Consider the following 19,257-nt stretch of genomic DNA (forward strand, 5'->3'; position numbering starts at 1 on the left):
ACGTCCCGAAGGAGCCAGGTCCATGGCCGAGTCCACGCTGCCCCCCGTCACGGCCCGCGACCGTGAGCCCGTCGCGGCGGCGCTCGCGGCCCTGGCCCGCGACCTGCAGCGCGAGAAGGCCCCGGCCGGGGTCATGCAGCAGGTCCTGGACGCGGCGGTCGCGATGGTCGACGGCGCCGAGAGCGGCTCGATCAGCCTGGTGCGGGGCCGGCGGCGCGTCTGGTCGGCAGCCGTCACCGACGACCTGGCCCGCCGGGTCGACGCCGCGCAGGAGGACGCCGGGGAGGGGCCGTGCCTGGCGGCCATGGCCGCCGAACCGGTCGTGCGGACCGGGGACCTGCCCGCCGACGCCCGCTGGCCCGCCCTGGCCGCCCCCGCCCGGCAGCTGGGCGTGCGCAGCGCGCTGTGCTTCCACCTGTTCGTGCACGGCAGCACCCTCGGCGGGCTGAACCTGCTGTCCCGCACGCCGGACGCGTTCGACGCCGGCTCCGAGGCCGTGGGGTCGATGATCGCCGCGCACGCGGCCGTGGCCCTGGCCGACGCGCAGCAGTTCGACGACCTGCGGACCGCGCTGTCGAACCGCGACGTCATCGGCCAGGCCAAGGGGATGCTCATGGAGCGGTTCAAGGTCGACGCCGACCAGGCGTTCGCCGTCCTGACCCGCATCAGCCAGGACCGCAACGTCAAGCTCCACCACCTCGCCGAGCGACTGGCCCGGACCGGCTCCTTCGACGTCTGAGCGGCCCGCCGGTCACCGGGGGCGGGGTCTCGGGGGGCGCGCCGCCGCCCCAGCCCCTAGCGTCGGGCGCGGAACACCGGCCCGGTGAGCACGTCCGGGCCGGCCGCTCGAACGAGGAGAGGGACGTCGTGACCACGCAGCCGTCGCAGGAACCCGGGTCCGAGGAAGCCGCCGAGAGCCCCACCCAGCCGGGGTACGGCAACGACACCGGCTTCGCCGAGGAGGCCGAGCAGGACGACGAGCAGGACGGCCCGCAGGCTGAGAACGCGCAGTGAGCACCCCGTGACCGCGGTGGTGTAGCTTCACCAGCGGTTGAACTCCCAGCCCCACAGCACGACCGCTTCGACTCCTGGCACGCCCCGGGCGACGGTGGCTGCCGGGAGGAGTCCCACCGCCCTGGCCGTTCCCTGTCCGGCGCCACGCGTCGGGCAGGGAAGGACGTCCGATGCCGTTGCCCCTCGAGGCCGCGTTCCTGGAACTGGGGCGCCTCCTCGTCGACCAGCCGCTCACGGTGCTGCTGCGCCGGGTCGCCGCCCTCGCCGTGGAGAGCGTCCCCGGCGCCGACGACGTGTCGATCACGCTGCTGCGCAACGGCAAGCCCCACACCGTGGCGTTCCACGGGGACCTCGCGGTGGAGCTGGACGAACGCCAGTACTCCCTGGGGTACGGGCCCTGCGTGGCCGCCGCGCAGGCGGGCGGGACGGTGCGCCTGGACGACACCGCCCACGACGACGCCTTCCCCCACTTCTCCGCCGCCGCCGCCCGGCGGGGGGTCCGCAGCGTCGTCGCCGTGGGGCTGCCGGACCCCGAGCGGTGCCAGGGCGCGATCAACACCTACTGCCTCGGGGGCACCGGCGCGGACGGGGTCTCCGGGCGGGCGCAGCACGCCCTGGAGCTGTTCGCCGGGTACGCCGCGGTCGCGCTGGGCAACGCCGCCGCCCTCGCCGAGGCCGGTGAGCGGGCCGAGAACCTCCAGATCGCCATGCAGTCCCGCGCCGTCATCGAGCAGGCCAAGGGCGTGCTCATCGCCCGGCGCGGGATCGACGCCGACGCCGCCTTCGAGGAGCTGGCGCGGCAGTCGCAGCGCGCCAACCGCAAGCTGCGCGACATCGCCGCCGAGGTCGTCGCCGCTGCGCGCGAGGCGGCCCGCCGGTGAGCGGGACGACGGTGAGCGGGCCGACGGTGGACGGGCGAGCGCTGGGGGAGCGGCTGCGGAGGGCCCTGGGGGCGGTCCCCGACGCCGCCTGCGGGGACGCTGCGGGGGACGACGGGCCGGTGGAGCGCGTCGAGGACGCCCTCGACGCGCTGGAGACCCTCCTCGACCTCGGCTGGGCCGACCCCGCCCGGGTCGAGGACCTGCTCACCGCCGAGCAGGCCGGCGGCACCCGCGGGGTGCGCTCCCTGGCCGAGGACCTCGCCGTGGCCCGGCTGCGCGCCCGGACCGCGGGCCAGGACGGCCGGGAGGCCGTGGCCCGCGCCCGCGCCGCCGTCGCCCGCTCCCACCGGCTCGCCGCCGAGGCCGCGCGCCGACGGGCGGCCACCGGGCGGCCCGGCCCGGACGACGCCGACGACGCCGACCGCGTCGCCGCGCTGGAACGGCAGGTGGAGCAGCTGCGGACGGCGCTGAGCAGCCGCCCCCGCATCGAGCACGCCGTCGGCGTCGTCATGGCCACCGTCGGCTGCGACGCGGAGCGGGCCTGGGACCTGCTGAGCCGGCTGTCCCAGCACACCAACGTCAAGGTGCGGGTCGCGGCCGACGCCCTCACCGGCGCCGTCGCCGCCGGGGGCGGCGTCCCGCCGGAGGTCACCGCCGCCCTGCGGGTGCTGGCCGCCGGCGGGCGGCTCGGCGCGGGGCGCGGCGCCCGCTGAGCACGGTTTGCCCCTCCGCGGCGACGTGACACGATGCAGTCACCATCGAACAGCCGGTGCCGCCACGAGCCACGAGCCACGAGCCACGAGGGGCCCTGCGATGTCCGCTGAGCGCACGACGTCGACCGCTGACGACCAGCTCAGCCTCCAGCTCGACGTCGTCACCCAGGAGCTCGCCGTCGCCGACGACGAGCTCGCCGCGCAGCGGCGCGAGATCGACGACCTCGTCGCGCGCGAGCTCGACGCCCGCGGCACGGTCAGCGCCATCACCCGGAGCGTGCCCGTCCCCGTCCTCGTCACCGACGCCGCGGGGGCCGTCGTGGAGGCCAACGTCGCGGCGTCCACCCTGTTCGGCGTCCCCGCCGGCCGGCTCCTGCGCAAACCCGTCCAGGCCTTCGTGGATCCCGGCGCCCGCGGCGCCGTCCGCGACCTCGTCTCCCGCGCCGCGACCACCGGGTCGGCCACCGGGACCCTGACGCTGGCCCCGCGCGGCGCACCCGCCCGCGCGGTCCGCGTCGTCCTCACCGCCGGCGGCCACCGCCCGGACGGCCGCACGAGCCTGTCCTGGGTCTTCGCGCACGACGCGCCGGCCGACGAGACCGCCCTGCAGGCCCTCGCGGGGCTGACCACGCTCGGCGTCGGGGAGGCCACGGTGCACGACCTGCTGACCCGGATCGCGGCGCTCGCCACCGGCGCCGTCACCGGCGGCTCGTGGTGCAGCGTCGTGCTCGGCGACCCGGCCGACCCCGACGAGCTCGCCGCCGACTCCGAGCAGGCCCAGCGGATGGACGGCGCCCAGTGGCGCCTGCGGCAGGGCCCGGCGTTCACGGCCCACGCCGACGACGCCCCCGTCGTGGTCCCCCGGCTGCGGGAGGACCCGCGCTGGCCCGACCTGGCGGCCCTGGTCCCGGACCTGCCCGCCCGCAGCGCCCTCGCCGTGCCGATCCGCGCGCAGGACCGCGCCCGCGGGGTCCTGACCGTCTACGGCCGGGACGAGGACGCCTTCGCCTCCGAGACCCAGCTCGACCACGCCCTGGTGTTCTCCGACGCCGCCGCGGCCGTGCTGCACGACCTGCAGCGCGTCGAGGAACTGCGCTCCACGGCCGAGAACCTCCGGATCGCCATGAGCTCGCGCGCCACCATCGAGCAGGCCAAGGGCCTGGTCGCCGGGTGGCTGGGCTGCACCGTCGACGAGGCCTTCGCCGCCCTCAGTCGGCTGTCGATGGACCGCAACGTCAAGCTGCGCGACCTCGCCGCGCTCGCGGTCGCCGACCCCTCCCGCCACGACCTGCAGCCGCTGCTGGCCGAGACGTGGCGGCGGCTGCACGGGGACCGTCAGCGCTCGTCGAGCTGATCCATCACCACCAGGGCGCCCGAGCGGCTGGGCGTGCCGGCCAGCGAGCTCACCGTGACGCGCACGCGGATCGACCGGCCCCGGCGGTTCACGGCCCCCAGCTCGAAGGTGCTCTCGGCCTCCGGCAGCGGGTCCCCGGCCAGCACGGCCCGCACGGCGGGCCCGACCTCGTGCAGCGGCAGGCCGATGTCGAGGTTCAGCAGGTGCTGGCCGGCGGCCTCGTCGGCCCGCACCCCCCACAGGTCGGCCGCCCAGGCGTTCCACACGGTGACGCGCATGTCGGTGTCCACCACGGCGACCCCGACGCGCAGGCTCGCGAAGACGCCCTCCATGTAGCCGTTGAGGGCGCTGACCTCCCCGGTGCGCAGCCGCAGCTCGTGGTTGGAGCCCTGGAGCTCGTCGTTCATCGACTGCAGCTCCTCGTTCATCGTCTCGAGCTCCTCGTTCGTGGAGTGCAGCTCCTCGTTGGTGGTCTCCAGCTCCTCGACCGTCGACTGGAGCTCCTCGTTGGTGGTCTCCAGCTCCTCGTTGGTCGACTGCAGCTCCTCGTAGGCCGTCTCCAGCTGGCGGTGGGCGTGCTCCAGCTCGTCCTGCAGCTGCCGGGACCGGGTGACGTCGATGAAGACGACCGTCGTGCCGAGCGTGTGGCCCTGCGGGGTGCGCAGCGGGACGACCTGGACGTCGAACCACTGCCGGTCCCCCCGGGGCCGCTGGAACTCCACGTCCCGGATCCACACCGTGCGGCGCTGGGCGTGGGCCTGCTCGACGGCCGAGCGCAGCTCCACGGGCCGGTAGCTGACCTCCAGGTCCTGGAAGGGCCGGCCGGTGTCGGTGGCGCTCAGCCCGAACAGCGCCTCGGCGCGGTGGTTGGACAGCACGACCTCGCCGTCGGCACCCAGCACGATCTGCGCGACCGGGCTCGCGGCCAGCGCCTCGGCCCGCAACGTCACCGCGTCGCCGGCCGCGGCCGGGAACACGGCGGGGACGGCCGCGGCGACGGCCCGGTGCGGGGTGCGGCTGCCCCCCGCGCGGCGGAACAGGCGGTTCTTCAGGTCGACGGGCGTGAACAGCGCCGCCTGGCTGAGCAGCATCTCGGCCTTGCCGAGGAACAGCAGCCCGTCGGGCCGCAGCGAGTAGTGCAGCCGCTCGGCGATGCGGGCCTGCGTCTCGGCCGTCAGGTACATCAGGGTGTTGCGGCAGGTCAGCAGGTCCACGTGGGAGATCGGCGCGTCCTGGACCAGGTCGGCCCGCCCGAAGATGACCGACCGGCGCAGGTCCTGGCGGAAGGTGTACCGGCCGCCGTGGGGTTCGAAGTACTTCGCCAGCAGGTCCGGCGGCAGGCCCGCGACCTCCCGGTCGGTGTAGGTGGCCGTGCGCGCGTGCGCGAGGGCCTCCTCGTCGGCGTCGGTGGCGTAGATCTTGACCCGCGCGCGGAACTCCTCGGGGCCCAGCAGCTCGGCCAGGCAGATCGCCACGGTGTACGCCTCCTGGCCCGAGGCGCACCCCGCGCTCCAGGCCCGGATCGGGCCCGACGGGCGCTGGGACAGCAGCTGCGGCAGCAGGTCCGCCCGCAGGCGCTCCCACGCCTCGGCGTCGCGGAAGAACGACGTGACGTTGATGAGGATCGTGGTGAACAGCGCCGCGAACTCGTCGGCGTCGACCTCCAGGCGGTCGCGGTACTCCTCGTACCCCTCGATCCCCACGTCGTCCATGCGGCGGTGGACGCGGCGCAGCAGGCTCGCGCGCTTGTACCCGGTGAAGTCGAAACCCCGGGCCGTCTTGAGGTGCTGCAGCAGCGCCTCGAACTGCTCGGGGGTCCCGCGCGGCGGGTCGACGTCGTGCTCACCCACCTCCTCAGCCGTTCCCCTCGTCGGTCCGCACGGCGCGGGACGTCAGCAGGCCCCGGATGGCGCGCGCCGCCTCGCTGGTCTCGGTGGCCCGGTCGAGGAACCGGGTGGCGGTCAGCCGGTGACCGTCCTCGGCGGCCCGCTGCCCCAGCTCGCGCGACAGCGCGGCACGTTCCTCCAGGCTGCGCAGCGCGATCCACAACGCGCTGTCCAGTTCGGACGTCTGCTGCTCCTGCAGGCTCTCCGGGCTCCACGCGTGCCCGACGCGGCAGCGGAACCGCAGCGCGCCGTGGTCCTCGATGCGCCACAGGACCCCCGAGCAGTCCGGGCAGGAGTACCCCGACGGCTCGCCGGGGTGGTCGTCGGACTCCAGCGGGCCCAGGTCGAACTCGGACACGGCCACCTCCTCGTCGAGCGGTTCGGGGGACTCGGGCCGCTCCGGGGCCGGCTGCCGGACCAGACGGGTCAGCAGACCGGGCAGGTCGGCCAGCGGGACGACGTGCTCGGGGCCGGCGACCTCCAGCGCCGCGCGGGGCATGCCGTCGTAGAGGGCGTCGGCGGGGTCCTGCACGACACCCAGACCCCCCTGGGCGCGCACGGCGACCAGCCCGGCCGCCCCATCGTCGAGGGTGCCGGACAGCACGACGCCGATCGCGCGCGGTCCCACGGCGCGCGCCGCGGACCGGAAGAGCGGGTCCACGGCCGGCCGGTGGCCGTTCTCCCGCGGCCCGGTGCTCAGCACGACGTGGTCGTCGCGCAGCAGCAGGTGGTGGTCGGGGACCGCGACGAGGACCTCGCCGTGCCGCAGCGGCTCGCCGTGCCGCGCCGGACGGGCCGGCAGCGGGCCGGAGCGGTCCAGGATGGCGGCCAGCGCGTTGGCCCCCGACGGCGGCACGTGCAGGACGACCAGGACGGTGGCGGGCAGGTCCACCGGCAGCCCCGCCGCCAGGGCCCGCAGCGCCTCGACCCCGCCGGCGCTCGCCCCCACCAGCACGACGTCGCGGGTGGGACCGTGCGGGGAGGGGGGTGACATGCCGTCACCCTAGTGTCCGCGGCCCGGCCGCCCCCGCCGCGACCGTCCCGGCTGAGGGGTGCTGCGGCCTTCCCAGCGGGCCCCGGCAGGTCTACCGTGGGCCGCAGGTTGCACCACCAGCCTCGGCGACGACGCCCCGGCCGGGCGTCGGCCACACGAAGGGGGCGTCCCGTGACGACCACCGTGATGAGCACCGCGATCGGCAGCGCGATCGGCAGCGCGATCGGCACCGCGACCACCCCGGACCCGGGGCCCGCCCTGCGGGTTCAGGTCCTGTCCACCCCGTCCAGACGCACCGTCGTGCTGGACGGGGAGTTCGACGTCGAGTCCGCCCCCCTCGTCCAGGGCACCGTCCAGCCCCTCCTGGGCCCGGGGCGGGAGGTGGTGCTCGACCTGGGCCGGGTCACGTTCTGCGACGTCCCGGCGTGCGACGCGCTCTTCGCCTGCGCGCGCAGCGCCCGCGACGCCGGTGCGCGGCTGCGGCTGGTCCACGTCCGCCCCTTCCAGCGCCGGGTGTTCGCGCTGCTGGAGCTGGACGCGCTGCTGCCCGTCGACGGTCACCGGCGCAGGGTGTCGCCGGGCGGTTCGCCGAACGCGGCCCGGTAGGCGGCCGAGAACCGCCCGGCGTTGGAGAAACCCCACCGCGCCGCGACCGCGGCGACGGTGTCCCCGCGCGCGGGGTCGGCCTCCCGCAGTTCCCGGCGGGCGTGCTCCAGCCGCACCCGGCGCACGTACCCCAGGGGCGTCGTGCCCAGGTGCCGGCGGAACCCGTCCTGCAGGGCGCGCGCGCCCGTCCCGGCCGCCGCCGCGATCTCGTCCAGCGGCAGCGGCCGGTGCGCGTTCGCGTCGACGTGGGCCACCGCGCGGCGGATCGTCGCCGGGGCCGTGGAACCGGGGCCGGGGACGTGCTGACGGGTCATCGTCGTGTTCGGGAAGACGTGCAGGGCCGCGGTCGCGGCCGTGCGGGCCAGGTCCTCGGCCAGCAGCGGTGAGCCCAGCGGTGAGTCCGGGTCCCTCAGGGCCCCGCCGACCAGGGCGGTCAGGGAGCGGAAGTACCGCTCCAGGGCCGGGGACACCGGGGTGATCCCCAGGAACCGCACGTCCCGGGCGGGCAGGCCGGTGAGGTCCTCGGCGACGCGGTGGACGCGTTCGGCGGGCAACCGCACGGTGGTGACGTCGAAACCGCGCATGGCGAAGTCGACGGGCACCCCCAGCGGGTACATCGCGACGTCGTCGCGGGTGGCGGTCGTCCCGGCGTCGCGGCTGGTGACCTGCACGCTGCCGGCGTGGACGACGAAGAACAGGTAGTACCTGAAACCCTCCTCGCTCGTGCCGTCGTAGTCGATGCTCGTGCGCACCCGGTCCGCCCCCACGAACGGGGTGTCGCAGGTGAGGGCGGAGAACCGCGCGGCACGGCGGACGGGCGCGAACCGGGACCGGTTCTCGGCGTAGGTGCGCCGGATGAAGTCGGTCACCACCTCCTCGTCGTCGGAGGAGAAGGTGGTGCGCTGCACCGGGTCGGGGGCGGGTCGTGCGGGCACGTGACCTCCGGGGAACGGAGAACGGCGGCCCCGGTCCGGGGGCCGCTGGACAGGTTACGCACCGCGCGGCCGCGCAGCGAAGGTCCTGCGGCGGACCCGTGGCCGCCGGGGCCCGCCCGGGCGACCCTGGTGGGGCGGAAGGGCCCACGCCCCGCCGTGCACGACGCCCGGGCGTTCAACAGGGAGCTCCCCGGGCGGCGCGCGGGGACGACGCGGGAGCGGGACGTGCGGACGGGGCACCGGGTGGGAGCGGCGGGGGGGGGGGGGGGGGGGGGGGGGGGGGGGGGGGGGGGGGGGGGGGGGGGGGGGGGGGGGGGGGGGGGGGGGGGGGGGGGGGGGGGGGGGGGGGGGGGCGGGCGGCCGGACGGGGTCCGGCAGACCCGGGACGCCGTGCTGCGGGCGTGCCGGGAATCGGCCGGTCTCCACGAGCGCTGCGCGGCGCTGTACGAGCAGATCGCCCTGCGGGCCGCCGACGACCAGCTCGACCGGTTCGTCGGCCTCGCCGCCCTCGAACGGTCGCGGGCCGCCGCGGACCGGGAACGGGCCCGGCGGCTGGCGTCCGTCCTGGACCCCGCCCCCGAACCCGCCGTCAAACCCGCCGTGGAACCCTGAGGCGCCTCAGGGACCCTCGACCGACACCATCTCCTCCACCCGCAGCGTCGCGAGCAACCGGCGCTGGAACGGCCGCGCGTTCACCACGCGGATCGTGCGGCGCGCGGCGGCGGCCTGGTGCGCGCAGGCCAGCAGGGCCCGCGCCGCGGAGGCGTCGCAGAACTCCACCGACCCGACGTCGACGACCACGTCCCGCCCCGAGCGCAGGACGTGGTCGACCGCGGCGCACACCAGTTCCACCGCGCGGGCGTCGAACTCGCCGTGCAGGTGCAGCCACCGGCGGCCGGCGTCGTCGGGTTCGGGGTCCAGCCGCAGCCGCAGCGGCGGTTCGGAGATCGTGGGGAAACCCCGGCGAGGGGTCAGCACCTCGAGGGGCGTCTCGTCGAGGGTGGGTCGTGGCACCGTCCTGCCTCCTGCCGTGGGACGACGGCCCGGTCCGGTTCCGTCCTGGAGGCTGGCTGCACAACCTGACCGCACCGTACCCCCGGCGGTCCGGGCGCTCAACAGATCAGGGAGCGGGCGCCAGCCGCCCACCGGCCGGCAGGTGCGCCACGGCGTCCACGACCTCCGCGACGGTGATCCGCGCCAGCGTCGGGTCGACCCGCGTCCCGTGCGGGTCCCCGACGTAGTCGCGCGCCGCCGGGTCCCCGTGCCACAGGACGGTGTGCCGGTCGGCGTCGACCGCCGGGCCCCACCACGCCGGGGGAGTGGGGCCGAACAGCAGCACCGACGGCGTCGCGAACGCCGTCGCCAGGTGCGCGGTCCCGGTGTCGCCCGACAGCACCAGCCGCGCGGACCCCACGAGGTCGGCCAGCTCGTCCAGCGTGGACGTGCCGCAGCGGTCGCGGGCCCCGGCGCGCGCCAGGTCCGCGCCCAGCGCGGCCTCGTCCGCGGTGCCGGTGACGACGACGTCGTGGCCATCCCGCACGAGGTGGGTCACGACCTCCCGCCACCGCTCCAGCGGCCACCGGCGCGCGGGGAACGCGGCCCCGGGGTGCACCACGACGGGACCGTCGGGCACCGGGCCGCGCGGGCGCAGCCGCAGGTCCTCCGGCCCGGCGTCCGCGCCCCAGGCCGCGACCAGCCGGCACCAGCGGGCCACCTCGTGCTCGTGCCGGTGCCACGGCGGCCCGTCGTACCCGTCGGTGGCGAAACCCAGGAGGTCGGCCGGGCCGGTCGCGGCGAGCAGGTCCCGGCTGGCGGGGCCGTTGCCGTGCAGGTCGACCGCCAGGTGCCCCGAACCTCTGGCCCGCAACGGGTCCAGGTCGCGCGTCACGAGGACCTCGTCCACGACCCCGTACCGGCGCAGGAAACCCCCCACGGCCGGCGGGGCGGCCAGCACGAGCCGGTGGCCGGGGAAGCGGCGGCGCAGGCCCCGCAGCGCGGGGATCCCGGTGAGCAGGTCGCCCAGCCCCAGCGCCCGCAGCACCAGCAGGTCGCCGGGGCCCAGGTCCACCTCGGTCCCCACCTCGGTCGGGGCGGTCACCGGGTGCGGTTCAGGATGCTCGTCGTGGACCGGCCGTCGAGGTACGGCAGCAGTTCCACGCGCCCGCCCCAGCTGCGCACCAGGTCGCCCTCGGGCAGCTCGGTGTAGTCCCCGCCCTTGGCCCACACGTCCGGGCGCAGCTCGGCCAGCGCCGCCCGCGGGTCGTCCTCGTCGAACACGAGGACGGCGTCGACGCTGGCCAGGCCCCGCAGGACCCGTTCACGGTCGTCCTGCCCGCACACGGGGCGGTCCGGGCCCTTGAGCCGGCGCACGGAGTCGTCGGAGTTCAGCAGCACCACCAGCGCGTCCCCGAGGTCGCGCGCGGCCTCCAGGCAGCCGACGTGCCCGGCGTGCAGGACGTCGAAGCAGCCGCCGGTGGCCACCAGGGTCCCGCCCGCGGCGCGGACGCGGTCGGCGACCTCGCGGGCCGACTCCAGGCCCGGCCGCCGCACCCGGCGCGGCGCCGCGGTCGCGTCGGCGAAGAACCCGGAGGTGCCGCCCGCGGCGACCCACGCCGAGGCGTCCTGCACGGCGCGGTCCAGGGCCGGCGTCAGGGAGCCGGTGCGGGCGATCTCGACGGCGCACGTCGCGGCGAACCGGTCCCCGGCCCCGCACGGGTCACCGGAGGCGGGCTGCGCCGGCAGGTGCAGGACCTCGTCGCCGGAGGCGCAGTAGGCCCCCGCCGCGCCCACGGTGACGCAGACGGCGCGGGCCCCCCAGTGCGCGCGCAGCGCGGTCGCGACGGCCCCCGGCTCGTCGGCGGCGGGACCGGCGGGGGCCGCGGCGAGCGCGGCGCGGGCCTCGGCCAGGTTCGGGGTCACCAGCGCGCAGCCGGGCACCGGGTCGCCGCCGCGGGGGTGGGGGTCCCACACGACCGGGACCCGCCCGGCCGCCTCGGTCAGCGCGGCCCGCACCCGCGGGTCGGCGGTCGTGCCGGCGCCGTAGTCGGACACCAGCACCACGTCCGCCGCGCCCAGGACACCGGCCAGGACGTCCGTCTCGACCGTCGTCGGCGTCCCCGGGCCGCCCTCGTCGAGCCGGGTCAGCACCTGGCCGTTCGTGCGGACCCGGGACTTGGTGCGGGTGGGGCCCTCGTGCCCCAGGGCGTGCACCCGCACACCGGGCAGCAGCTCCCGCAACCGGTGCCCGGCGGCGTCGTCGGCCACCGGCGCCACCAGGTGCACGGCGACCGAGGGGTCGCCGGCGGCCAGCAGCGCGGTCAGCGCCGCACCGCCGGGGGACTCGCGGGTCTGCTCGACGTCGACGACGGGCACCGGCGCGTCCGGGGCCAGCCGGGTCGAGGACCCGACGACCTCGCGGTCCAGCAGCGCGTCGCCGACCACCACGACCGTGCGGGTGGCGGCCCGGGTGGGGGAGCCGCTCACGCGAGCACCTCGTCCTCGACGGCCGTCAGGTCCACGACCCGCCGCGCCGGCAGGTGCGCCTCCACGGCCACGCACAGGGCGTGCACCGCCATCAGGTGCCCCTCCTGGATCGCGGACGTGCTCGGGCCGGGGAACCCCAGCGTGTCGTCGGCCAGCTCCCGCAACGGGTTGCGCGAGGTCGACGTCAGCGCCCACACCGTCAGGCCGTGCTCGCGGGCCCGCTCGGCGGCGCGCAGCAGGTTCGGGGACCGGCCGCTGGTGGACACCAGCAGCAGCACGTCACCGGGACGGCCGTGCGCCTCGACCTGGCGGGCGAAGACCTCCTCCACGCCGTAGTCGTTGGCGATCGCGGTGACCGCGGAGCTCTCGGCGTGCAGCGCGATCGCCGACAGCGGCCGGCGCTCGCCGACGAACCGGCCCACGAGCTCGGCGGTGAGGTGCTGCGCCTCGGCGGCGCTGCCGCCGTTGCCGGCCACCAGCAGCCGCCCGCCGCGGTCCACGACCGCGACCAGCTCGCGGCCCCAGCGGTCGATGCGGTCGGCCTCGGACTCCAGCGCCCGCACCACCCCGGCCAGCTCCCCGACGTGCCCGCGCAGGTACTCGCGGGTGGTGGGGACGACCGGTGCGGTGCCCAGCAGCTGCTCGTAGGCGGTCTCGGTGGCGGCCGCCACCCGCGCCCAGTCGTACCGCTCCCGGGCGCGGCGGCGCCCGGCCGCCCCCATCCGGCGCGCGACGGCGGGGTCGGTCACCACGGAGGCCACCGCCGCGGCGAGGTGCTCGGGGGCGACCCGGCCCTGCGCGTCGACGGGGACGAGCCGGCCGCTGACGCCGTCGCGCACGGTGTCGAGCATCCCGCCGACGGCGGTCGCCACGACGGGCAGCCCGGCGGCCATGGCCTCCAGGACGGCGATCCCGAACGGCTCGTACCAGGGCGTGGCGAGCAGCGCGTCCGCCGAGCGCAGCAGCGCGGGCAGGTCGTCGGGGCTGACCCGGCCGACGAGGTGGACCCGGTCGGACAGGCCCAGCTCGACGGCGACCTTCTGCAGCCGCACGGCCTCGTGGTCGCCGTCGAGGTCGTGCGCGGCGGGCCCGCCGGCGACGACGAGCTCGGCGTCGGGCAGGAACTCCAGGGCCCGGATCGCGGCCTCGATGCCCTTGCGCGGGACCAGGCGCCCCACGGTGAGCAGCCGGGTCCGGCACCCCGGGCCCACCGGGCCGGCCACGCCGGGCCCGCCGGTGCCGTCGGTGGCGGGCGCGGCGAAGCGCTCGACGTCCACCCCGCACGGCACGACCTGCACGCGGTGCGGGGGCGACCCGGCCGAGCGCAGCTCGGAGACCTCGTCGCGGCAGGTCGCGACGACGAGGTCGACCTCCCGGGCGAGCCGGCGCTCGGTCTCCTCGCGCTCGGGCGGGGAGGTGTCCTCGACCCCCTGGTAGCGCTTCTTGACGCTGCCCAGGGCGTGGAACGTCTGCACCACGGGGATGCGCAGGGCGCGGGCGGCCGGCAGCGCGGCCAGGCCCGACATCCAGAAGTGGGCGTGCACGACGTCGGGCCGGTCCCGCTGCCACGTCTCGCGCAGGACCTGCGAGAACCGCTCCATGAACGGCGGCAGGTCGTCCTTGGCGACGGGCTCGGCCGGCCCGGCCTCCACGTGCACGACCTCCACGCCGGGGCGCAGCCAGACGCGCTCGGGCAGGTCGGGGTCGTCGCGGCGGGTGTGCACGACGACGTCGTGGCCGCGGTCGGCCAGCGCCCCGGCCAGGGCCGCGACGTGGACGTTCTGACCGCCGGCGTCGACCCCGCCGAGCACGGCGAGGGGACTGGCGTGCTCGCTGACCATCGCGATGCGCATCAGGCCACCACCTCCGTCAGCAGGGCGTCCAGGTCGGTGAGGAAGCGCTCGATCCCGAAGGCGCGCAGCGCGTGCTCGCGGGCGGCGAGCCCGCGGGCGCGGGCCTCCTCGGGCTCGGCCAGCCAGCGGCGCGCGGTGGCGCGCAGCACGTCCGGGTCGCTGGACAGGACCCCGGCCGCGGCGGGCACCGCCTCGGGGGCGGCGGTGGCGGGCAGCCCCAGGACGGGCATCCCGATCATCATCGCCTCGATGAGGGACAGGCCCAGGCTCGTCCACCGGTACGGGTGCAGGTAGGCGCGGTGGGTGCCCAGCAGCTCGTGCATCCGGGCCTGCGGCAGGTCCTCGTACACGCTGAGGTTCTTCACCCCCGCCAGCGGCGTGACGCCCATGCCGTACAGGGCGACGGGCAGGTCCTCGGCGAGGTCCAGCACCAGGTCGGTGCCGGCCACGCGCCGCCGGCGCACGGGCTCGTTGACGACGACGGCCAGGGACTCCGCGCTGCCGGTGTACCGGTGGCCGGGGTCGACCACGCCGTGGTCCAGGACGCGGGTGCGGGCGCGGCCGTTGTCCCAGTAGGTGCGGTTGAACTGCGTGACGTGCACCAGGGGGATCGCGTCCTGGTCGGCGAGCGGGTGGACGCTGTCGGCGGCCCCGCCGCGGGGGGCGTCGTGCTCGACGTACAGGGCGGGCACGTCGCGGCCGGGGCGGCGGCCGGTCCAGCGCTCGACGAGGTCGAGCTCGTGGGGGCGCTGGAGCAGCACGACGTCGAACTCGGCGTCGCGCAGGTCCGCGACCGGGACCTCCTGCGCACCGGCCGGCCAGTCCCAGGTCCGGGCCCGGCCGCGGCCGTCGGGGCCGCGCTCGTCGTCCACGGGCAGCAGGTACGTGTGACGGCCCTGGACGAACGCCGTCGTCCACGAGCCGTGCACGTGCCAGGCGAGGATCCTCACGGGGTGACCTCCAGCAGTTCTCTAGTGAGGGCGTCCACGGCCGCCACGACGCGGTCGGGGGCCACGGACGCCAGGCAGGGGTGGCCGGGGACGGGGCACTCGCGGGCCCGGGACCCGGCGCAGACGACGTCCTGGTCCCCGAGCAGGACGTGCGGCACGCCGTACGGCGCCCAGCGGGCGGCGGGGACGACGGGGGAGAACAGCGACACCACCGGGGTCCCGACGGCCGCGGCCAGGTGCGCGGGGCCCGTGTTGCCCACGACGACGGCGTCGGCCGCGGCCAGGACCGCGGCCAGCCCGGCGAGGTCGGTGCGCCCGCCGAGGTCCAGCGCGCCGTCGCCGGCGACGGCGGCGGTGAGGTCGCGCTCGGCGGGACCGCCGGTCACGACGACGTCCCTCCCGCTGCGCCGCAGCGCCCCCACGACGGCGGCGGCCTGCTCGGGCAGCGGCGCGCGGGCCGGGACCGAGGCGCCGGGGTGGACGACGACGAACCGCTCGGGCAGGTCGACGCCCGCACCGGCCGGGGTGCGCACCCGCAGTCGGCCGTCGTCGCCGGCGGGCAGGTCGTGCCCGGCGGCGCGGACCAGGTCCAGCGCGGCCTCGACCTCGTGCCGCTCGGGGCCCTCCTCGCGGCGGTGCCGCACGTCGAGCAGGGACCCGGGGTAGTCGACGCTGGACGCCGCGATCCGCGGCACCCCCGCCATCCGCAGGAGCAGCGCCAGCGGCAGCGGGCTCTGGTGGAAGGACGTGAAGACGACGGCCTCGTCGTACCCGCCGGCGTGGACCTGCGCGACGAGGCGCCCCACGGCGGCGGGGTCGACGGGGGCGGGGGCGAAGCCCGACCACGGCGGGTCGAAGACGAGGACGTCGCGGACGCCGGGCAGCAGCCGGGCGGCGCCCGCCCCGGCGGGGGAGGCCAGGACGTCGACGGTGCCGGCGGCGGCCAGCGCCCGGACGGCGGGGCCGGTGACCAGCACGTCGCCGTCGTTGTCGAGGCGGCAGGCGAGGAGCCTCACGACGGCCCCACCCCCGTGAGCCGGTCCCAGTGGACGGCGTCGAGGTCGGCCAGGGCCCCGACGACCAGGGGAGCCGCCTCGACCTCCTCGGCGCGGGTGACCTCGGTGGGCACCAGCACGGCCCGGGCCCCGGCGGACAGCGCGGCCTCCACGTCGGCGCCGATGTCGCCGACGACGAGGCACTCGGCGGGCAGCACGCCGAGCGCGCGGGCGGCGTCGAGCACCATCCCCGGTTCGGGCTTGCGGGTGCGCGAGACGGCGTCGGGGCCGTCGACGCTGACCTGCACGGTGTCGAAGGGGCCGAGCAGGTCGGCGACGCGGGCGTTCACGGCGTCGACGTCGGCGCGGGTCAGCAGGCCGCGCGCCACGCCGGACTGGTTGGTGACCATCCCCAGGCGCAGCCCCCGGGCGCGCAGCGCGTCGAGCAGCTCCCGGGCGCCGTCGACGGGTTTCACCAGGTCCGGGTCGCCGTTGTAGGGGACGTCGTGCACGAGGGTCCCGTCGCGGTCGAACAGCACCGCGCGCACCGGCGGCGGCCACGGCGCGGGCGGAGCGGTGCGGACGGCCAGTTCCCCGCGCAGCCGGTGGTACACCGCGGCGGGCGGGATCGCGGCGCTGGTCAGCAGCATCCGCCGCACCTCGGGCAGGTCGCGCGGGCCGGGGGCGATGCGCCGCCACGCGAACTCCGCGGTCAGCCCGGCCCAGCCCAGCGCGGCCAGCGCGGCGGTCCGGCGCCGCCCGGCGAGCAGCGCCGCCAGGGCCACGGCCGCGGCGGAGGTGGTCGCCACGTGCGTCCCGATCCGGCCCACGGTGGAGTTCGCCCGCTCGTACCAGTCGCGGCCGTGCAGGGCGGTCATGAGGACGTCGTCGGCGTTGCCGCGCTGCTGCTTCAGGCTGGCGAGGTCGGCGGCGGGCCGCACGGGGTGGACGGCGAGGTGCTCGCCGCGCACGATGCGCCACCCGGCGGCGACGACGCGCAGGGCCAGGTCGGCGTCCTCGCGGAACGCCCGCGGGAACCGCTCGTCGAACCCGGCGACCTGCTCCAGCGCGGTGCGCCGGTAGGCCATGTCGGCGGTGATCCACTGCGCGTCGGCGAGCCCGGCGGTGCCGCGCTCCCAGTCGGTGGGGCGGCGGTCGGTGGGCAGCGGGACGTGGATGCGGCCCTGCACGGCGCCGACCGCGGTGGTGGTGGCGTCGAGGTCGGCCAGCAGCCGCGTCGACCAGTCGGCGGGCAGTTCCACGTCGTCGTCGACGAACGCGACCCACTCGCTGCGGACCCGTCGCCACCCGGCGTTGCGGGCCGCGGCGGGACCGCGCCCGCCCGAGCGCACGAGGCGCACGTCCAGGCCGGCGGCGCGGGCGTCGGCGCAGGCCCGCTCGCACGGGTCCTGCGCGCCGTCCCGACCGGTGGCGCGGCCGGGGCGGTCGTCGACCACGACGACCTGGTCGGGCGCCGGGCCGTCCTGGGCGGCGAGGGTGCCGAGCAGGACGGCCAGGCTGGGGCGCCCGACCGAGGGGATGACGACCGAGAAACCCGTCACGGCTTCGTGAAGTCGCTGCGGCGCACCAGGTGCGGGCCGAGGACGAGGACGTCGACCGGGGCCGACCCGAACAGTTCCATCGCGTCGCGCGGATCGTCCACCATGGGCCGGCCGGCGGTGTTGAGGCTGGTGTTCACCACCACGGGCAGCCCGGTGCGCTCCTCGAAGGCGCGCAGCAGCGCCGCGACGTGCGGGGTGCGGTCGTCGTGGATCGTCTGGATGCGGGCGGTGCCGTCGACGTGGACGACGGCGGGAATGCGGTCCTTCCACTCCTCGGCCACGTCGTGCACGAACAGCATGTACTCGCTGGGGATCGGGCCGCCGGAGAAGATCTGCTCGGCGCGCTCGGCGAGCACCATCGGCGCGACCGGGCGGAACTGCTCCCGGCCCTTGACGTCGTTGAGGCGCTCGAGGTTCTCCTTCTTCCCCGGGTGCGCCATGAGGGAGCGGTGCCCCAGCGCCCGCGGCCCGAACTCGGCGCGGCCGTCGAACCAGGCCACCACCCCGTCGTCCGCCAGGACGTCGGCGACCTCACCGGCCAGGTCGTCGGGGGTGGTGAAGTTCAGCCGCGCCGTGGTGAGCCACTGCGCGAGCTCCTCGTCGGTCCAGGACCGGCCCAGGGCGGCGGACTCCATGGGGGCGACGATCTCACCGGCGTCGGCGGACAGCTGCAGCGCCGCGCCGAGCGCGGTGCCGGAGTCGCCGGCCGCGGGCTGGACGTAGACCTCCTCGAAGGGGGACTCGCGCCAGATGCGGGAGTTCGCGACGCAGTTCAGCGCCGTGCCGCCGGCCATCGCCAGCACCCGGTCGCCGGTCCGGCCGTGCAGCCAGGTGGCGACGTCGACCAGCGTGCGCTCCAGGACCTCCTGGACGCTGGCGGCGAGGTCGGCCTGCCCGGAGTCCTGGCGCGGGTCCCAGCTCTCGCCGTCGGCCAGCGGCGGGGCCCAGCGGGAGAAGTCCGGGACCTTGGCGACGAACCCGCCGTCGCCGGTGGCGTGGACGAACTCGGCGATCTCGTCGGCGAAGCGGGGCTTGCCGTACGAGGCCAGCGCCATGACCTTGTACTCGTCGGAGGAGTGGGTGAAGCCGAGGTGCCGGGTGAGGTCCTCGTAGACGAACCCCAGCGACTGCGGCAGGCCCGTCTCGTGCAGGACCTCGAGCCGCCCGCCGCGGTAGCGGCCGGCGAGGGAGGAGATCCGCTCGCCCCGGCCGTCGACGGTCAGGACGCTGCAGCCGCCCTCGCGGGCCGCGGCCGGGGAGGCCAGCGCCGCGGAGGCGGCGTGCGCGACGTGGTGGGGGACGAAGCGGACCTTGGCCGGGTCCAGCCCGGGCAGCGCGGTGGCGATGGCCTCGGGGGCGCGCTCGGCGTACCGGGTGCGGATCGCGTCGTCGGGGTCCCCGAGGTCGAGCTCGGAGCTCGGCAGCACCAGGCGGGGGTCGTAGGAGTAGCCCACGAGGTCGAGGTCGGCGGGGGTCAGGCCGGCCGCCGCCAGCGCGTGCTTGATCGCCAGGTCGGGCAGCTCCCACGTGGCGTACGGGACGGGCCGCTTGCCGTGCTTGCGACGGCTGAAGCGCTCCTCCTCGGCGGCGAAGACGATCTCCCCGTCGACGACCAGCGCGGCGGCGGTGTCGTGGAAGACGGCGTTGATCCCCAGGATGCGCATGCGCTGGCGACCTCTCTGTGTCCGCGCCCAGTGCTCGAGCGTCCCCTACGGCCCGTGATCTTCGGACCTGCGTGAACCCTGCCAGAGGGGGCGGACAGTCGCCTCCCGAGACGGGTGCGGCCCGGCACCCCAGGGGGTGCCGGGCCGTGCTCAGGGGCGGGGGATCACTTCGGCGGGGTGACGTCCCCGCGCCAGGCGCCGGTCTCGCCGCCGCGCGACTCGATGAAGGCCTTGAACCGCTCGAGGTCCTTCTTGATCTGCCGGTCGTGGGGCGGGCCGGGCGTGGCCCCCCGCCTCAACCTCCCCGCCCGGGAGGGCGCCGGGTGGGTGCTGCGCGCCGGGGGGTGCGAGGGGGGGCGGGGGGGGG

The 19,257-nt window shown here is 77.0% G+C and carries 18 protein-coding genes and 2 pseudogenes; 7 read left to right on the forward strand and 13 right to left on the reverse strand.

Annotated features, from left to right (window positions below; all coding sequences use genetic code 11):
* Positions 1 to 22 precede the first annotated feature (22 nt).
* From ACRYM6_RS17730 to ACRYM6_RS17750, 5 genes are all read left to right on the forward strand, one after another.
* Positions 23 to 739, forward strand: coding sequence for a GAF and ANTAR domain-containing protein (locus ACRYM6_RS17730; RefSeq protein WP_432544204.1), 717 nt, complete (start codon positions 23 to 25; stop codon positions 737 to 739).
* Between the two features lie 128 nt (positions 740 to 867).
* A complete protein-coding gene (locus ACRYM6_RS17735; protein WP_432544205.1) occupies positions 868 to 1,014 on the forward strand; it encodes a hypothetical protein in 147 nt (48 codons plus the stop codon).
* Positions 1,015 to 1,184: 170 nt separating this feature from the next.
* Positions 1,185 to 1,895: a GAF and ANTAR domain-containing protein gene (locus ACRYM6_RS17740; protein ID WP_432544206.1), complete on the forward strand. Its 711-nt coding sequence runs from the start codon at positions 1,185 to 1,187 to the stop codon at positions 1,893 to 1,895.
* A gap of 11 nt (positions 1,896 to 1,906) precedes the next feature.
* Positions 1,907 to 2,608, forward strand: coding sequence for an ANTAR domain-containing protein (locus tag ACRYM6_RS17745; protein WP_432544207.1), 702 nt, complete (start codon positions 1,907 to 1,909; stop codon positions 2,606 to 2,608).
* 100 nt (positions 2,609 to 2,708) lie between these two features.
* Complete coding sequence (locus ACRYM6_RS17750) at positions 2,709 to 3,962, forward strand: ANTAR domain-containing protein (protein WP_432544208.1); 1,254 nt, start codon at positions 2,709 to 2,711, stop codon at positions 3,960 to 3,962.
* Here ACRYM6_RS17750 and ACRYM6_RS17755 read toward each other — a convergent pair.
* Both ACRYM6_RS17755 and ACRYM6_RS17760 read right to left on the reverse strand, forming a co-directional pair.
* Complete coding sequence (locus ACRYM6_RS17755; protein ID WP_432544209.1) at positions 3,944 to 5,812, reverse strand: CheR family methyltransferase; 1,869 nt, start codon at positions 5,810 to 5,812, stop codon at positions 3,944 to 3,946. The two genes, ACRYM6_RS17750 and ACRYM6_RS17755, sit on opposite strands and share 19 nt — an antisense overlap.
* 4 nt (positions 5,813 to 5,816) lie before the next feature.
* The gene (locus ACRYM6_RS17760; RefSeq protein ID WP_432544210.1) at positions 5,817 to 6,842 is read right to left on the reverse strand and encodes a chemotaxis protein CheB; all 1,026 of its coding nucleotides are present in this window, start codon (positions 6,840 to 6,842) and stop codon (positions 5,817 to 5,819) included.
* A 171-nt stretch (positions 6,843 to 7,013) separates the two neighbouring features.
* Here ACRYM6_RS17760 and ACRYM6_RS17765 point away from each other — a divergent pair, with 171 nt between their 5' ends.
* Positions 7,014 to 7,448 (forward strand): STAS domain-containing protein, encoded by a 435-nt coding sequence (locus tag ACRYM6_RS17765; protein WP_432544211.1) that lies wholly within the window; start codon positions 7,014 to 7,016, stop codon positions 7,446 to 7,448.
* Here the strand turns inward: ACRYM6_RS17765 and ACRYM6_RS17770 are convergent.
* The gene (locus ACRYM6_RS17770; RefSeq protein WP_432544212.1) at positions 7,400 to 8,383 is read right to left on the reverse strand and encodes an AraC family transcriptional regulator; all 984 of its coding nucleotides are present in this window, start codon (positions 8,381 to 8,383) and stop codon (positions 7,400 to 7,402) included. The two genes, ACRYM6_RS17765 and ACRYM6_RS17770, sit on opposite strands and share 49 nt — an antisense overlap.
* A 390-nt stretch (positions 8,384 to 8,773) precedes the next feature.
* Here ACRYM6_RS17770 and ACRYM6_RS17775 point away from each other — a divergent pair, with 390 nt between their 5' ends.
* A complete protein-coding gene (locus ACRYM6_RS17775; protein WP_432544213.1) occupies positions 8,774 to 8,995 on the forward strand; it encodes a hypothetical protein in 222 nt (73 codons plus the stop codon).
* A 6-nt stretch (positions 8,996 to 9,001) separates the two neighbouring features.
* On the opposite strand, the gene ACRYM6_RS17780 is transcribed toward ACRYM6_RS17775, so the two are convergent.
* The 10 genes and pseudogenes from ACRYM6_RS17780 to ACRYM6_RS17825 form a co-directional block, all read right to left on the reverse strand.
* Entirely contained in the window at positions 9,002 to 9,397 is a 396-nt protein-coding gene (locus ACRYM6_RS17780) for an STAS domain-containing protein (protein WP_432544214.1), read from the reverse strand.
* Positions 9,398 to 9,503: 106 nt separating this feature from the next.
* Complete coding sequence (locus ACRYM6_RS17785; RefSeq protein WP_432544215.1) at positions 9,504 to 10,481, reverse strand: glycosyltransferase family 9 protein; 978 nt, start codon at positions 10,479 to 10,481, stop codon at positions 9,504 to 9,506.
* Positions 10,478 to 11,866 carry a PfkB family carbohydrate kinase gene (locus tag ACRYM6_RS17790; RefSeq protein ID WP_432544216.1) on the reverse strand — a complete coding sequence of 463 codons (1,389 nt, stop codon included), beginning with the start codon at positions 11,864 to 11,866 and terminating at the stop codon, positions 10,478 to 10,480. Before ACRYM6_RS17790 ends, ACRYM6_RS17785 begins: the two co-directional genes overlap by 4 nt.
* Positions 11,863 to 12,432, reverse strand: a complete 570-nt coding sequence (locus ACRYM6_RS17795; protein ID WP_432544222.1) for a D-sedoheptulose-7-phosphate isomerase — start codon at positions 12,430 to 12,432, stop codon at positions 11,863 to 11,865. The genes ACRYM6_RS17790 and ACRYM6_RS17795 overlap by 4 nt, the downstream gene beginning before the upstream one ends.
* Positions 12,433 to 12,501: 69 nt before the next feature.
* Positions 12,502 to 13,719, reverse strand: a pseudogene (locus ACRYM6_RS17800) (glycosyltransferase); the annotation flags it as partial.
* Entirely contained in the window at positions 13,719 to 14,669 is a 951-nt protein-coding gene (locus tag ACRYM6_RS17805) for a glycosyltransferase (RefSeq protein WP_432544217.1), read from the reverse strand. The pseudogene ACRYM6_RS17800 and the gene ACRYM6_RS17805, both read right to left, overlap by 1 nt.
* Positions 14,666 to 15,685, reverse strand: coding sequence for a glycosyltransferase family 9 protein (locus ACRYM6_RS17810; protein WP_432544218.1), 1,020 nt, complete (start codon positions 15,683 to 15,685; stop codon positions 14,666 to 14,668). Before ACRYM6_RS17810 ends, ACRYM6_RS17805 begins: the two co-directional genes overlap by 4 nt.
* Positions 15,682 to 17,226, reverse strand: coding sequence for an HAD-IIIA family hydrolase (locus ACRYM6_RS17815; RefSeq protein ID WP_432544219.1), 1,545 nt, complete (start codon positions 17,224 to 17,226; stop codon positions 15,682 to 15,684). Before ACRYM6_RS17815 ends, ACRYM6_RS17810 begins: the two co-directional genes overlap by 4 nt.
* Positions 17,223 to 18,890 carry a carbamoyltransferase family protein gene (locus tag ACRYM6_RS17820; RefSeq protein ID WP_432544220.1) on the reverse strand — a complete coding sequence of 556 codons (1,668 nt, stop codon included), beginning with the start codon at positions 18,888 to 18,890 and terminating at the stop codon, positions 17,223 to 17,225. Before ACRYM6_RS17820 ends, ACRYM6_RS17815 begins: the two co-directional genes overlap by 4 nt.
* A 164-nt stretch (positions 18,891 to 19,054) precedes the next feature.
* Positions 19,055 to 19,257 (reverse strand): annotated as a pseudogene (locus ACRYM6_RS17825) (hypothetical protein); the annotation flags it as partial.

Origin of the sequence: Kineococcus rugosus, assembly GCF_050871975.1 — a bacterium.
Taxonomy (GTDB): Bacteria; Actinomycetota; Actinomycetes; order Actinomycetales; family Kineococcaceae; genus Kineococcus.